Here is a 14,341-nt window from a genome sequence, read left to right on the forward strand (position 1 = left end):
CGTAGACAAGAACGCCGCTGTCCCTTCCTTGGGACAGCGGCGTTTTTTTGTTTCTGGCAGGCCCGGCTTGGCGTGAGCGATTACGTTAGAAGTTTCTGCGCGATGGCCGATACGGTGCTGAACGCCGTAAACATGGCCATTACAACCCCCAGGGGGTACCAGAAATTTTCACGGGTTATCTTGTGTGTTTCAGCCGTGATTTTGCGTTGCTCCGCATAGATGCGTGATATGTCGGCGTGAATCTTCTCTAACGCCGCTTGCTCTTTGTCGTGTTCCAGCATTGTCTTCATCCTTCGCAATAAGGGCCTTTTGACATGCGCTTTTAACGGCATAACAGCCTGTTCAGCGCTCACCGAGTTTAGGATTCACCTCGGACAGCAGCCCTCCGCAAACCCTAAAACAGCTGCCTATTGCGTAAGCAGGTATGTGCGCCGTTTTTTCGTTGTCATGTTGCAAGCGCATGCTGGAATCCGTCACCCCTGACGACCCCATAAAGACGATAAAGCGAACTTTCCTACGTCACAAACAGTCACTTAGGATAGATGCAGCTCCCGTTGAACCGATTGTTCCCGAACTATTGAGTGGTGATCGAGATGGAAAGTATCAGCCTATTGCTCGAAGAAGCACTGAGCCCTTATCAGGTTACGCTGACCACCTCTGGTGTGCAGGCCGAGTGCCTGGTGACCGTGAAGAACCCTGCTGGCGCTATTGTCGTCGAGCGTGAAGTCGACCGAGCGCAATTGATGGACAAGCGTGTGCTGGTGGATGTGGTGGACTGTTTGTTGCGAGACCTGAAAATCGCCGAAGGTCGCCTGGAACCTTCCGTCATCGCTGCCCTGAGAAACGCTGCCCTGAGAAACGCTGCCCAGACACGCAACGCTGCCGTGGCATGAAGAAAAGTTTATCTGAGGAAACTTCCTACAGCATGGCCGGTCAGACTTTATAACGGCAAGAGCAAGCATTGTGCTCCGGTGTTTGTGGCTTGTCGTACTGGTCTTTGTAGGCCACGTTTAACCCCGAAGTGTCTCCCCACTCTTCGGGGTTTCTTTTTGCCCGGGATTTGTCAGGGCGCAGGGGCTTCCTGGAAAAAACTCGGGTTGTCCGACAGGTAGCGCTCGCGCATAACGGGGTCCAGCCACGAGGCGTAGGACTGCTGTACTTGCCCTTGTGGGATGTCTCGTAGTACCGCGTTGATGCGTTCGATGGCCTGCCGCCCCTGGGCGGTGTCTGAGCAACCGATGTAGGTGCGTTGGTAAGGCGCTGAGCCTTTGATGGGGAAGAACGCCAGGTCTTGTGGGTCGATACCTTGCTGCTGTGCGTGATAGCGGATTTCCGTCCAATAGCCCAGTACCGCTTCCAGACGGCCAAGACGCTGCATCTGCAACAGGCTACCGAGGGCGTCGTTACCGTAATGCAGCGCCAGTCGATGAGGCGCGGCGTGCTTGAGCCGCTCGTCGATGGCCGGGCCATAGCTGCGCTCGGCAATGGCCCCCAGGCGTGCATTGTGCGCTTCGAGAAAGGCCTGCAAGTCGAACTGGCCGTCGACGATATAGGCCGCCATCGCGGCCTCTTTGCTGCGACGGATCATCACCCCGTTGCTGACCACCACAAAGGCCTGGGCCGAAAACACCACGTAGCTGGCCCGCTCAGGCGTCCACAGCAGTGACGGGTCGCAGGTGAACGAGGGCTCGCGCAGCATTTGCGTACCACGGGCGCGATTGACGTGCAGGATCTGGTGCCGATATTCCGGCAGCCGCTCCTTGAGCATCGGCAACAACTCGTCCAGCGCGCCCTGGCCTTTCTGTGGTCCTTCGAAAATGGTCAGTGGCGGCAAGTCGCGCAGCAGCCAGATCAAGGTGTCCTCGGCGTTGGCCAAAAGTGGCCAGCCACAGCTGACGATCATCATGGCGAGACAGAGTTGCCTGGACAAGCGCCTGGCGCGGCGAGCCATCAGATCGCGCCAGCCTCACGCAAGCGGGTGATGGCCAAGGCGTCGTAGCCCAGCTCATTGAGCACCACGCTGTTGTGTTCACCCAATTGCGGACCCACCCATTCACAGCTGCCTGGCGTGTCCGAAAGCTTGGGCACGATGCCCGGCATCTTGAAGTCTTTGCCTCCCGGCAACTGCGCCTTGAGGAACATTTCCCGGGCGAGAAACTGCGGGTCACCCAGCATGTCCTCGGCGCTGTAGATACGGCTGGCGGGCACTTCGGCCTTGTTGAGTTGGTCGACCACCTGCGCCAGCGGCAGCGAATTGACCCAGCGATCGATCACGCCGTACAGCTCGTCACGGCGGCTGTCACGCCCGTCATTGCTGGACAGCGCCGGGTCATTGGCCAGGTCGTCACGGCCGATGGCGCTCATGAAGCGCTTGAAGATCGCGTCACCATTGGCGCCGATCTGCACGTGCTTGCCGTCGGCACTGGTGTGGATCGAGGAGGGCGTGATGCCGGGCATGATGTTGCCGGTGCGCTCGCGAATGAAGCCGAACACGTCGAACTCCGGAATCATGCTTTCCATCATGGCGAAAATCGCTTCGTACAGCGCCACATCCACCACCTGGCCGAGCCCGCCGTTCACCTCGCGGTGACGCAAGGCCATCAGTGCGCCGATCACAGCCCACAAGGCCGCAATCGAGTCGCCGATGGAGATGCCGGTGCGCACGGGCGGGCGATCCTCGAACCCGGTGATGTAGCGCAGCCCACCCATGGACTCGCCCACGGCACCGAAACCAGGCTGGTCCTTCATCGGCCCGGTCTGGCCAAAGCCCGACAGGCGCACCATCACCAATTTCGGGTTCAGTGCATGCAGGGTTTCCCAGCTCAGGCCGAGTTTTTCCAACACGCCGGGGCGGAAGTTCTCGATCAGGATGTCGGCGTCTGCCAGCAGTTGCTTGAGAATCGCCAGGCCGTCCGGGTGCTTGAGGTTCAGCGTCAGCGATTTTTTATTACGGGCCTGCACAAACCACCACAGCGAAGTGCCTTCATACAGCTTGCGCCATTTGCGCAGCGGGTCGCCGCCATCCGGTGATTCGACCTTGATCACCTCGGCACCGAATTCGGCGCAGATACGCGAGGCGAACGGGCCGGCAATCAGGGTGCCCAGTTCGATGACTTTCAGGCCGGCAAGCGGTTTGGCGTTAAACGACATGAGGATCCTTGTCTGTGCAGGGCGGTGGTGGAATGCCTTTTAACATAGGCGAGGGGCCCAGTGATAAGGATGATGCAGCTCAGTATTCGTTGAATGACCTCGCCATCGGTTAGACTGGCCGCCTTTCCCTGTCTCTAGAAGCCCGTTCATGGCCCAGCCGTCCACGACTTATAAATTCGAACTCAACCTCACCGACCTCGATCGCTCGGTGTACGAGAGTGTCAAACAGACCATCGCCCGCCATCCTTCGGAAACCGAAGAACGCATGACCGTGCGCCTGCTGGCCTACGCCCTCTGGTACAACGAGCAGCTGTCGTTCGGGCGTGGCCTGTCGGATGTAGACGAACCTGCCCTGTGGGAAAAAAGCCTGGATGACCGGGTCCTGCACTGGATCGAAGTCGGCCAGCCCGACGCCGACCGCCTGACCTGGTGCTCGCGCCGCACCGAGCGCACCAGCCTGCTGGCCTACGGCAGCCTGCGCGTGTGGGAAGGCAAGGTCGTGCCGGTGGCGAACAACCTGAAAAATGTACACATCGCCGCGGTACCGCAGGAAGTCCTGGAGACGTTGGCCAAGGACATGCCCCGCGTGATCAAGTGGGACGTGATGATCAGTGAAGGCACGATCTTCGTCACCGACGACCGTGGCCAGCATGAAGTGCAATTGCAATGGCTGGCCGGCGAACGCGGCTGACCCTGCCGAAACGGGGTCGTGTAGGAGCTGGCTTGCCTGCGATAGCGGTGGGTCAGTTGGCACATCTGCTGCCGATACACCGCTATCGCAGGCAAGCCAGCTCCCACAGTTGATTTGTGTTGTATTCAGAATTGCTGTTTAACCGCTGTATTAGAAGAGAAGCACCTGTCACCCCATGCGTATCGATCCCCGCCCGTTGCCTGCTGTCCTGCCGTTTCTCGGTGAATTGCCGCCGCTGTTGACCCGTCTCTATGCCGCACGCGGGGTGCAGTCGGAAGCCGAGCTGGATAAAAGCCTGGCGCGGTTGATTCCCTACCAGCAACTCAAGGGCATCGATGCCGCCGTGGACCTGCTGGTGACAGCCTTGGAGCAGCGCCAGCGCATCCTGATCGTCGGAGACTTCGATGCCGACGGCGCAACGGCCAGCACCGTGGGCACCCTGGGCTTGCGCCTGCTCGGCGCGGCGCATGTCGATTACCTGGTGCCTAACCGCTTCGAGTATGGCTACGGCCTCACCCCCGAAATTGTCGCCGTGGCCCTGCAGCGCAAGCCGCAGTTGCTGATCACCGTGGACAACGGCATCTCCAGTGTCGAAGGCGTGGCGGCGGCGAAAGCGGCGGGGCTGAGTGTGCTGGTGACCGACCACCACTTGCCCGGCGACGAACTGCCGCTGGCCGACGCTATCGTCAACCCGAACCAGCCCGGCTGTGAGTTCCCCAGCAAGGCCCTGGCCGGCGTGGGCGTGATTTTCTACGTGCTGATGGCCCTGCGTGCGCGCCTGCGCAGCCTCGGTTGGTACGAAAACAAGCCGCAGCCCAACATTGGCGAACTGCTCGATCTGGTCGCCTTGGGCAGCGTGGCCGACGTTGTACCTCTGGACGCGAACAACCGCATCCTCGTGCACCAGGGCCTGGAGCGCATTCGCGCCGGGCGCGCTCGGCCGGGGATCAAGGCGATCCTGGAAGTGGCCAAGCGCGATGCGGCGCGCATCACCTCCACTGACCTGGGTTTTATCCTCGGGCCGCGCCTGAACGCAGCGGGGCGCCTGGATGATATGAGCCTGGGCATTGAATGCCTGCTCACCACGGACTTTGCCGCTGCACGGGAAATGGCCGCGCAACTGGATGGCATGAACCAGGACCGCAAATCCATCGAGCAAGGCATGCAACGCGAGGCCCTGGCCCAGCTCAAGGACTTGCCGGTGGAGTCGATGCCTTACGGCTTATGCCTGTTCGATCCGGAATGGCACCAGGGCGTGATCGGGATTTTGGCGTCGCGCATGAAAGAGCGTTACTTCCGCCCGACCATCGCCTTCGCCGACGCCGGTGACGGCCTGCTCAAGGGCTCTGGGCGCTCGGTGCAGGGTTTTCACATCCGTGATGCGCTGGCGGTGGTGGCGAGCCAGCATCCCAACCTGATCGCCAAATACGGCGGCCACGCCATGGCGGCGGGGCTGACGCTGGCTGAGGAAAACTTCCCACTGTTTGCCGAGGCCTTTGATGCGGAAGTGCGTCGGCAACTGCGTGAAGAAGACCTGACTGGGCGCCTGCTGTCTGACGGCACCCTGGCCGTGGAAGAGTTTCACCTGGAACTGGCCCGTGCACTGCGCCACGCCGGCCCATGGGGGCAGCACTTTCCCGAGCCGGTGTTTCACGGGGTGTTCCAGTTGGTGGAGCAACGTGTGGTGGGAGAGCGGCACCTCAAAGTGGTGCTCAAGACCGAGTGCGGGTCGGTGAAGCTGGACGGGATTGCGTTTGGGGTGGACCGAGAGGTCTGGCCGAACCCGACGGTGAAGTGGGTGGAGTTGGCCTATAAGCTGGATGTGAACGAGTTTCGCGGGAATGAAACCGTGCAGTTGATGATTGCCCACATCGAACCGCGCTAGATCTCAGCAACACCACAAAACAAATGTGGGAGCAGGCAAGCCAGCTCCCACATTTTGGTTTGTGTACAGCCGGGACTTACTCGGCTTTGTCCTTGGCCTGGTGCTTCACGATGATGTCGACCAAGCGCTGTGCCAGCGCCGGGTAGTTCTCATCGAAGTGATGCCCACCCGGCAGCTTCACGGCTTCGCCCACGGCAGTCTTGTCGGTGCAGCCACTCTCGTCGACTTCTTCGGCACCGTAGATGCACACCACTTTGTCCGCTGGCAGCTTGGCCATTTCCGGGCCGGTGGCGGCTTCTTTGCCGGCGTTGCCCAGCCAGCCTTCCACTTCAATCTCGAAGCTGCCGGTGCGGGCGAACGCCAGCAGGATGATCGCATCCACGCGCTGTTGCTCGTTTTCCGGCAGGCGGTTGTAGATGGCCGGCAGTACGTCGGCGCCGAACGAATAGCCGGTCAGCACGAAGCGCTTGGTGCCCCATTTCTGCCGGTAGTGCTGCATCAGCTCGGTGAGGTCCTTGGCGCTTTGTTCCGGGGTCTTGTGCTGCCAGTAGTAGCGCAGGGTGTCGATGCCGACCACTGGGTAGCCGATCTTGGCCATTTCGCCGGCCACGTCGCGGTCCAGGTCACGCCAGCCACCGTCACCGGAGAGGAAGAGGGTCACGGTGTCCTTGGCTTGGCCGGCGGGCACTTCCACCACGGGAATGGCCAGGCCGCCGTTGTCCGAGCCCACCAGCTGCTTGCGCAGTTCGTTGTTCAGTACTTGCGGGTAGTGAATGTCGTAGTCGCTGATGCTGGTGGTGGCGCGCGGCGTATCGCGTACGAAACTGGCGGCATCGTCGTCAGGGTTATCGTTCCAGGCCACCAGCCAGCTGCCGTGGGCAGAGGTTTTTGGCAATGGGTCCTTGCAGCCTTCCTGTGTCATGGCGAAGCCGACGGAGATGGCGTTGGCCTTGTCGTCATTCTGTGCCGCCAGCCAGCGCCATGCCAGCGCTGCGCCAGGGCCGATGCCGCTGACGAGGGTTGCCGGGCCCTTGAGTTGGCTCAGGGCGCCTTGTAGGGCTTGTTCCTGCAGCGTGCAGTCATCCTTTGGCAGAATCACTTGGACAATCTGTGCCTTGCCGCCTTGGCTCAGGGCAATCAACTGGCTGTCGCTCAGGGTGTCAGCGGCCAGCACCGCCACGGCGACGCGGGCTTTGGCCGTGCCGGCCGGGGTGACGCGGGTCATGACAGAACCGTCGGCCTGGGGCTGTTGCTCCAGGGTCGGTTGCGGGGCAGGGCGGTTCCAGTACCAATAGCCGCCACCCAGGATCAGGGCGAGCAGCACTACAAAGGCCAATACATACCGCCAGGAGCGTCGAATCATCAGCGTTTCACCAATCCAGTCAAGCCGCCCGCGATCAGGGCGGCGGTATCGGCCAGTGCCACCAGCGGATCAAGTCCTGCGGGCACGGCCATGTAACGGGGTTCCCAGTCAGGCTGGAACTTGTCTTTGAAGCGGCGCAAACCTTGGAAGTTATACAGCTGCTCGCCACGGCGGAACACCATCGAACCCAGGCGTTGGGTCAGCGGGGCGCCACGACGCGGTTGCAGGCCCGACAACGGCACCATGCCGAGGCTGAAGCGGGCGTAGTCATGGTTCTTATAATGTTGGATCAGGCCGACCATCATGAACTCCATGGTCAGCTTGGGCGCGTCCGGGTGGGCGCGCATCAGGTCGAGGCTGGCCAGGTCGTGGTTGTAAGTCTCGAGCAGGTTGGCGAAGGCCACCGGGCGCCCTTCGAAGCGAATGATCGCGATGCGAAAGTGCTTGAGGTAGTCGTCGCTGAAGCGTCCCAGGGAAAAGCCCTTTTCCCGCACGTTCTTGCCGGTCAGCCAGGCATCGGAGATGACCTTGAGTTCATCCATCGGTGCATGGCCCGGATCGAAGATCTCCAGGGACAGGCCGTCCCGGGTGCCACGGTTCCAGGTGTAGCGCAAATCCTTCATCTCTTTGCCCTTGGCTTCCAGGTCAAAGCGTTTCAGGTCGACGCGGGCTTCTTCACCCAGTTTGATCGCGGTGAGGCCGATGTCCATGTAGTACGGCAGGTTCTCGGCGCGCACCTGATAGAACACTGGGCGGGCGTGGTGGATGTCACACAGGTCACGGAACTGCCAGATCATCTCGGCCCTGGGTTGGGTCGGGCCGATGGGGTCATACAAGGCCACCAGGCTGCGCCCGCGACGGGCGTACATCAGGAAGGCTTCGTCGTTGGGGTGGAACAGCAGCGCCTTGTCGCCGGTCAGCGCGAGGCCACCGTCAGGCTGGGACGAGGCCATCAGGATCTTGGTGGCGCGCTCCAGCTCATCCGGAGTCGGCAGGTGGATGACCGGGCGTGCGGTGCGCAGCAGCCAGGTCAGCGACACGATCACCAGCAGCACGGCGGCACCCAGCAGCGAACGCAAGCCACGGGGAGCGTTGGCGTCGAGGGTGAACTGCCACCACAGTTGATGGCTGTACGGGACATCCTGATAGGCAAACAGCAGTAGCCAGATCGAGGCGCCCAGCACGCAGACACTGGCCACCAGGTACAGCGGTGAGAACGGCAATTCAGTCAGGCGGCTGGCGCGGTAGAACGAGCGACGGAAGATCGCCAGCAGCACCGCGGTCATGATCATCAGGCTGGCTTCTTCCCAGTCGAAACCCTTGAGCAGCGAGAGCAGGGCGCCGGTCAGCAGCAGCACCATCGTCAGCATCCAGGCTGCCGACAAGCGTCGGCGCAGGCCCTGGGCGAGCAGCAGGCAGAGCACGCCGATCAGGCTGGCGCCAAAGTGGGAGGCGTCAATCAGACGGTGGGGAATCAGGAAGCCGATGTTTTCCAGGCGTGAGTCGATTTCCGGCGTGGCGCCGGAAAACAGCAGGACCACGCCTGACAAAAAAACCAGTACGGCCAGTACCGGCGCCGCCAGCCCAGAAGCGACCCGCAGGCTCTGCTGGGTCTGGAACAGGCGCTGGGCTTCGTTGACCAGCAGGAACACACAGGCGATCAACAGCGGCAGTACCACGTAGATCATCCGGTACAGCAACAGGGCTGCGGCCAGCGGCGCGGCGCCAAGCTTGTCGGCAAAGGCGGCCAGCAGGATGGCTTCAAATACACCCACGCCGCCCGGTACGTGGCTGAGTACACCGGCCGCCAGGGCCAGCAGGTACACCAGCAGGAACGGGCCGAACGGTGGCGCTTCCGGCAGCAGCATATAAAGGACGGTCGCAGCGGCGGCGACGTCCAGTGCGGTGATGATCAGTTGCAGGAACGTCAGGCGGCGGCCCGGCAGGCGCAGGGTACGACGGCCAGCCTTGACCAGCAGGTTGTCAGGGTAGGGTTGTTCGGGCAGACGGCGACGATAAATGCCGATGCACAGCACGGTCGACAGCAGCAGCACCGCGCCGGCAATGCCGCCGAGCACCATCTGCGGCAGATGCAAGTAGGTTGCGGCAGCGGGCAGGTTGCTCAAGGTCGCCAGGGCGGCCAGCGGCGGCAGGGCGGTGCCAAGGGCCAGGCTGGCAAACACGGTCATGTGGGCCACTTCCGAAGCGCCGATGCCATGACGTGCATATAAACGGTAGCGCACCGAACCGCCCGAGAGCATCGACAAGCCAATGGCATTGCCGATGGCGAAGGCGGTAAAGCCGCCGAGGGCCAGGGTCTTGGCCGGCAACTTCACGCCGGCATAACGCGCACCGGAAAATTCATAGCCCAACAAAATGATGAAACCGGCCACGGCGGCGGCAAATGCACCGAGCAGGGCGGGCTTGGGCACTTCCAGGATCGAATCGTGGAGGGCGTAGAGATCCAGTTCCAGCAGCAGGTGTCGGCAGGCGATCAGGGCGATTGCGAACAGCAACAGGGTAACGGCCAACCCGATGGGCTGACGGTATTTGCTCAACAGATCCAGCCAACGCAAACGAGTGGGAGTGATCGGTTGTTCTGCTGTAACAGTGTCTTGTGGTTCAGACGAGTTGGCGCGCATCAATCACCTCGTGGATTGTGCGCGACAGGATGGAGGTATCCAGCCAAGTTACCAATCCCTATGGACAAAATAATTACAAATATTAACGCGTATCGCCGGGGGCGGCGACAGCGGCCATTGGTCGTAGAGGGTAGCGCTTGAGCATTGAGCATAGCTTGCAAAGACATGGACTCAACAAACCGTATAGGGTTTCATGAAATATGCCATGTCATTGTTTCAGAAGAGCTTTTTCACCGGATACAAAAAAGGCCACTCTTTCGAGTAGCCTTTTTTGATGTTTGGTTGCGGGAGCCGGATTTGAACCGACGACCTTCGGGTTATGAGCCCGACGAGCTACCAGACTGCTCCATCCCGCGTCTGTGTGGCGGCATTCTACAGAGGAACTTCGGTGTGTCAACCGCAGATTCCAGAAAAAGCGCTTCTGCTTCAATCGGTTAGCGCTTCGTAGTGGGTTGCCGAAAGGGCTTGGGGCCAGTCAGGCCGTGGCTTTCAGCTCTATCGGATTGTCGAATTCGATTGAGAAAATAAATTCATTGGCGAAATTTCCTACCGCTCGGGCGGAAGAATCAAACTACTGGTGCTATATACAGGGGTGAATGCGATACTGGCCACCCGTTGGACCACACCCCTTTATATGACGCAGCGCAAAATCATCCACGTCGACTGTGATTGCTTCTACGCCGCCATCGAGATGCGCGATGACCCGAGCCTGGCGCAAAAGCCCCTGGCCGTGGGCGGCTCGGCGGACCGGCGTGGGGTGATCGCCACCTGTAACTACGAGGCGCGGGCCTACGGCGTGCGCTCGGCCATGTCTTCACGCCACGCCCTGAAGCTGTGCCCGGACCTGACCATCGTCAAGCCGCGCATGGACGCCTATAAAGAAGCGTCCAAGGAAATCCAGACGATCTTTCGCGATTACACCGACTTGATCGAGCCCTTATCCCTGGATGAAGCCTACCTGGACGTCTCCGACAGCTCGCACTTTGGCGGCAGCGCCACGCGTATCGCCCAGGACATCCGCCGTCGGGTCTCCAACCAGTTGCATATCACGGTGTCTGCCGGGGTCGCGCCGAACAAGTTTTTGGCCAAGATCGCCAGCGACTGGAAGAAACCCAACGGGCTGTATGTGATCACGCCGGATCAGGTCGAGGATTTTGTGTCCCAGCTGCGCGTCAGCAAGTTGCACGGGGTGGGCAAGGTCACGGCGGACAAGCTGGCACGCCTGGGTATCGAAGACTGCCTGCAATTGCGCGAGTGGAACAAATTGGCGCTGGTGCGTGAGTTCGGCAGTTTCGGTGAAAGACTGTGGAGTCTGGCTCGTGGGATTGATGATCGCGCCGTGCAGAACGACAGCCGCCGCCAATCGATCAGCGTGGAAAACACCTACGATGTCGACCTGCCGGACCTTTCTAGCTGCCTGGCGAAACTGCCTGAACTGATGGAAACACTGGCCGGGCGCATGGCGCGCATCGACAGCAGTTACCGCGCGGGTAAGCCGTTCGTGAAAGTGAAGTTTCATGACTTTACCCAGACCACCTTGGAGCAGGCGGGGGCAGGGCGGGATCTTGAGAGTTATCAACAGCTGCTGACGCAGGCGTTTAATCGCGGTGGCAAGCCGGTGCGGTTGCTGGGGATTGGCGTGCGGTTATTGGATTTGAGTGGTGGTAACGAACAACTGGAGTTCTCTTGGTAGAAACCGGAAACCAAATGTGGGAGCGGGCTTGCTCGCGACAGCGGTGAATCAGTTACAGCAGCATTGACCGACACTCCGCCTTCGCGAGCAAGCCCGCTCCCACATTTAGATTTTCAGCGGTCAAAAAATATTAGCGTGCGCCAGGGTCTGCCACCAAACGCCCCGCATCCTTGGTCAATGCCTGCAGGAATTCCTGCTGCAACTCCGGATCATTGCGGGTCAGTTCGATCAGGCTTTGTTCCAGTTCACTGGCTTCTTCTTCCAGGCCCAACTCCGACAGGCGCTTGACGCGATGCACCCACTGGTTGACCTCGTCGTCTTCCAGGTCGTCGTAGATCAGGCCGTGGGCCTCCAGCAACTTGCTGCGAAGGGTGCTGCTGATCGCCAGGGTCGAGTCCGAATGCACATCGTCCTGGCCATCTTCCACGCTGATCTTCAAGGTGCTGACGCGGTTCAGATCCTGTTCGGCAAATGGGCTGTCCAACAGGTTCAGGCGCAGGACGCCATTGCGGTCGGTGGTCAGCTCATGGGTCTGCTTGCCGGCAGTGACTTGCACCGGGCGTTCGCTCCAGGGCAGGCTCGAATACTCCACGCGCTTGTCGCGCTGGACTTCGTCGATACCCGCCAGGTTCTGTTGCGCACGGCCATGGGATTGCACGTTCATGAACGGGTTGATGCCGTCCACGCCGTAGCTCAGCCAGTCGCGGGTCATGCTGGTGGGCAGGTTGCCGAGGGCGAAGATGTTCGCCACGTTGGCACCCGCGCCAGCCACCAGGGCCACCGCACCCAGAGGCATCTCGTAGAGTTTGCGCCAGGGTTGGTAGGGGGTGTAGCGATCGTAACGACGGGTGACTTCGAACTCGGTGACCTCAAAGGTCTTTTGCTCGTGAATCCGAACCCGGCGTTGCGGCAGCTCCAGCACTTTGGGCTCGCCTACATCGATCTGCAGGCTGTGGTCGAGCAACTTACGCTCGACCCGTTCCTCGTGCTCACTGCGTTGCGACATCTGGTTGGCGCAGCCGCTGACCAGCAGGGCGCCGCACAAGGCGGCGCCCCCCAAGGCTCTGGTGTTTCGCTTGAACATGACTTCTCTTGATCTGGTTTTCAGCGACGAATACGCGCCTGAAGGAAAGACAGCACGTCAGCCACCGGCAACGGTTGGGCTTCGGCTTCGGTCCGGCTCTTGTATTCCAGATTGCCATCGGCCAGGCCGCGGTCACTGACCACGATACGGTGCGGGATGCCAATCAGTTCCATGTCGGCGAACTTGATGCCCGGGCTGGTTTTCTTGTCCCGGTCATCGAGCAACACTTCAAAACCGGCAGCCGTCAGTTCGGCATACAGGTTGTCGGTGGCTTCGCGTACTTGCTCGTTGTCGTAGCGCAGCGGTACCAGGGCGATTTGGAACGGGGCCAGGGCGTCGCTCCAGATGATGCCTTTCTCGTCGTTGTTCTGCTCGATGGCAGCCGCTACCACGCGGGACACGCCAATGCCGTAGCAACCCATTTCCAGGGTGATCGGCTTGCCGTTCTCGCCCAGCACTTCGCACTTCATCGCCTTGCTGTACTTGTTGCCCAGCTGGAAGATGTGCCCGACTTCGATGCCGCGCTTGATCTCCAGGGTGCCCTTGCCGTCCGGGCTTGGGTCGCCGGCCACCACGTTACGCAGGTCGGCCACGGTCGGCACCGGCAGGTCACGCTCCCAGTTCACGCCGAAGTAGTGCTTGTCGTCGATGTTCGCGCCGATACCGAAGTCGCTCATCAGCTCGACCGAGCGGTCGATGATGATCGGCAGCGGCAGGTTCAGCGGGCCGAGGGAACCCGCACCGGCGCCAATGGCGTCGCGCAGTTCGGCATCGGTGGCCATGACCAGCGGGCTGGCCACGCCAGGTTGCTGGGCCGCCTTGATTTCGTTGAGCTCGTGGTCGCCACGGATGACCAGGGCGATCAGCTTGCCTTCTTCTTCAGCGCGCACGATCAGGGTCTTGATGGTCTTTTCAATCGGCAGATTGAATTTTTCCACCAGGGCCGCGATGGTCTTGGTCTCTGGGGTGTCCACCAGGCGCAGCTCTTCAGCCGGTGCTGGGCGTGAGGTTTCCCGTGGCACGGCTTCGGCTTTCTCGATGTTCGCCGCGTAGTCGGAACCGTTGCTGAACACGATATCGTCTTCGCCGGACTCGGCCAGTACGTGGAATTCGTGGGAACCGGCACCACCGATGGAGCCGTTGTCCGCTTCAACCGGACGGAATTTCAGGCCCAGGCGCGTGAACACGTTGCAGTAGGCGGTGTGCATGCGGTCGTAGGTGACCTGCAGGGACGCCTGGTCGGCGTGGAACGAATACGCGTCCTTCATGATGAATTCGCGGCCGCGCATCAAGCCGAAGCGTGGACGGATTTCGTCACGGAACTTGGTCTGGATCTGATACAGGTTCAGCGGCAGCTGCTTGTAGCTGCTCAGCTCGTTGCGCATCAGGTCGGTGATCACTTCTTCGTGGGTCGGGCCGGCGCAGAAATCGCGGCCATGACGGTCCTTGAAGCGCAGCAACTCAGGGCCGTACTCTTCCCAGCGCCCGGATTCCTGCCACAGTTCAGCCGGTTGAGTGCTCGGCATCAACACTTCCAGAGAGCCGGCGGCGTTCATTTCTTCACGAACGATGGCTTCGACCTTGCGCATCACCTTCAAACCCATGGGCAGCCAGGTGTACAGGCCGGAGGCCAGTTTGCGGATCATGCCGGCGCGCAGCATCAGCTGATGGCTGATCACAACCGCGTCGGAAGGCGTTTCTTTCTGTGTGGCGAGCAAATATTGACTGGTACGCATGGTAGGCCGTTGTCGGTTGCTTGGACTTGAAATGACTCTGGATTGTACGGGCGCAAACTGCCGGAGTACAGGCATCAGAATACAGAGGGGTATGTAG

The 14,341-nt window shown here is 60.8% G+C and carries 11 protein-coding genes and 1 tRNA gene; 4 read left to right on the forward strand and 8 right to left on the reverse strand.

Annotated features, from left to right (window positions below):
- Positions 1-80: 80 nt before the first annotated feature.
- Positions 81-281, reverse strand: a complete 201-nt coding sequence (locus ACVWVP_RS17975; protein ID WP_457407478.1) for a hypothetical protein — start codon at positions 279-281, stop codon at positions 81-83.
- A gap of 312 nt (positions 282-593) precedes the next feature.
- Between ACVWVP_RS17975 and ACVWVP_RS17980 the strand changes: the two genes are divergently transcribed.
- Entirely contained in the window at positions 594-893 is a 300-nt protein-coding gene (locus tag ACVWVP_RS17980; RefSeq protein ID WP_457407480.1) for a DUF3509 domain-containing protein, read from the forward strand.
- Positions 894-1,063: 170 nt separating this feature from the next.
- Here ACVWVP_RS17980 and ACVWVP_RS17985 read toward each other — a convergent pair whose 3' ends face one another.
- Positions 1,064-1,906, reverse strand: a complete 843-nt coding sequence (locus ACVWVP_RS17985; protein WP_457407483.1) for a TIGR02285 family protein — start codon at positions 1,904-1,906, stop codon at positions 1,064-1,066.
- Between the two features lie 44 nt (positions 1,907-1,950).
- Positions 1,951-3,150 (reverse strand): CaiB/BaiF CoA transferase family protein, encoded by a 1,200-nt coding sequence (locus tag ACVWVP_RS17990; protein ID WP_259174672.1) that lies wholly within the window; start codon positions 3,148-3,150, stop codon positions 1,951-1,953.
- A 148-nt stretch (positions 3,151-3,298) separates the two neighbouring features.
- Here ACVWVP_RS17990 and ACVWVP_RS17995 point away from each other — a divergent pair, with 148 nt between their 5' ends.
- Entirely contained in the window at positions 3,299-3,841 is a 543-nt protein-coding gene (locus tag ACVWVP_RS17995) for a YaeQ family protein (RefSeq protein WP_178921689.1), read from the forward strand.
- A 175-nt stretch (positions 3,842-4,016) separates the two neighbouring features.
- On the forward strand, positions 4,017-5,726 hold the full coding sequence (recJ, locus tag ACVWVP_RS18000; protein ID WP_259174671.1) for a single-stranded-DNA-specific exonuclease RecJ: 1,710 nt from the start codon (positions 4,017-4,019) through the stop codon (positions 5,724-5,726).
- A 76-nt stretch (positions 5,727-5,802) separates the two neighbouring features.
- Here recJ and ACVWVP_RS18005 read toward each other — a convergent pair whose 3' ends face one another.
- The 3 genes from ACVWVP_RS18005 to ACVWVP_RS18015 form a co-directional block, all read right to left on the reverse strand.
- Positions 5,803-7,089, reverse strand: a complete 1,287-nt coding sequence (locus tag ACVWVP_RS18005; protein ID WP_457407487.1) for a virulence factor family protein — start codon at positions 7,087-7,089, stop codon at positions 5,803-5,805.
- The gene (gene mprF / locus ACVWVP_RS18010) at positions 7,089-9,731 is read right to left on the reverse strand and encodes a bifunctional lysylphosphatidylglycerol flippase/synthetase MprF (protein WP_176994376.1); all 2,643 of its coding nucleotides are present in this window, start codon (positions 9,729-9,731) and stop codon (positions 7,089-7,091) included. Before mprF ends, ACVWVP_RS18005 begins: the two co-directional genes overlap by 1 nt.
- 279 nt (positions 9,732-10,010) lie before the next feature.
- Positions 10,011-10,087: transfer RNA gene (locus tag ACVWVP_RS18015), tRNA-Met, on the reverse strand.
- Positions 10,088-10,365: 278 nt separating this feature from the next.
- On the opposite strand from ACVWVP_RS18015, the gene dinB reads away from it, so the two are divergent.
- Positions 10,366-11,424, forward strand: a complete 1,059-nt coding sequence (gene dinB, locus ACVWVP_RS18020) for a DNA polymerase IV (RefSeq protein WP_178921695.1) — start codon at positions 10,366-10,368, stop codon at positions 11,422-11,424.
- 130 nt (positions 11,425-11,554) lie between these two features.
- Here dinB and ACVWVP_RS18025 read toward each other — a convergent pair whose 3' ends face one another.
- Both ACVWVP_RS18025 and ACVWVP_RS18030 read right to left on the reverse strand, forming a co-directional pair.
- Positions 11,555-12,508, reverse strand: coding sequence for a hypothetical protein (locus ACVWVP_RS18025; RefSeq protein ID WP_176994374.1), 954 nt, complete (start codon positions 12,506-12,508; stop codon positions 11,555-11,557).
- A gap of 20 nt (positions 12,509-12,528) precedes the next feature.
- A complete protein-coding gene (locus ACVWVP_RS18030) occupies positions 12,529-14,244 on the reverse strand; it encodes a proline--tRNA ligase (protein WP_178921697.1) in 1,716 nt (571 codons plus the stop codon).
- Between the last annotated feature and the right edge of the window lie 97 nt (positions 14,245-14,341).

Source organism: Pseudomonas sp. TE24901, from assembly GCF_054058375.1.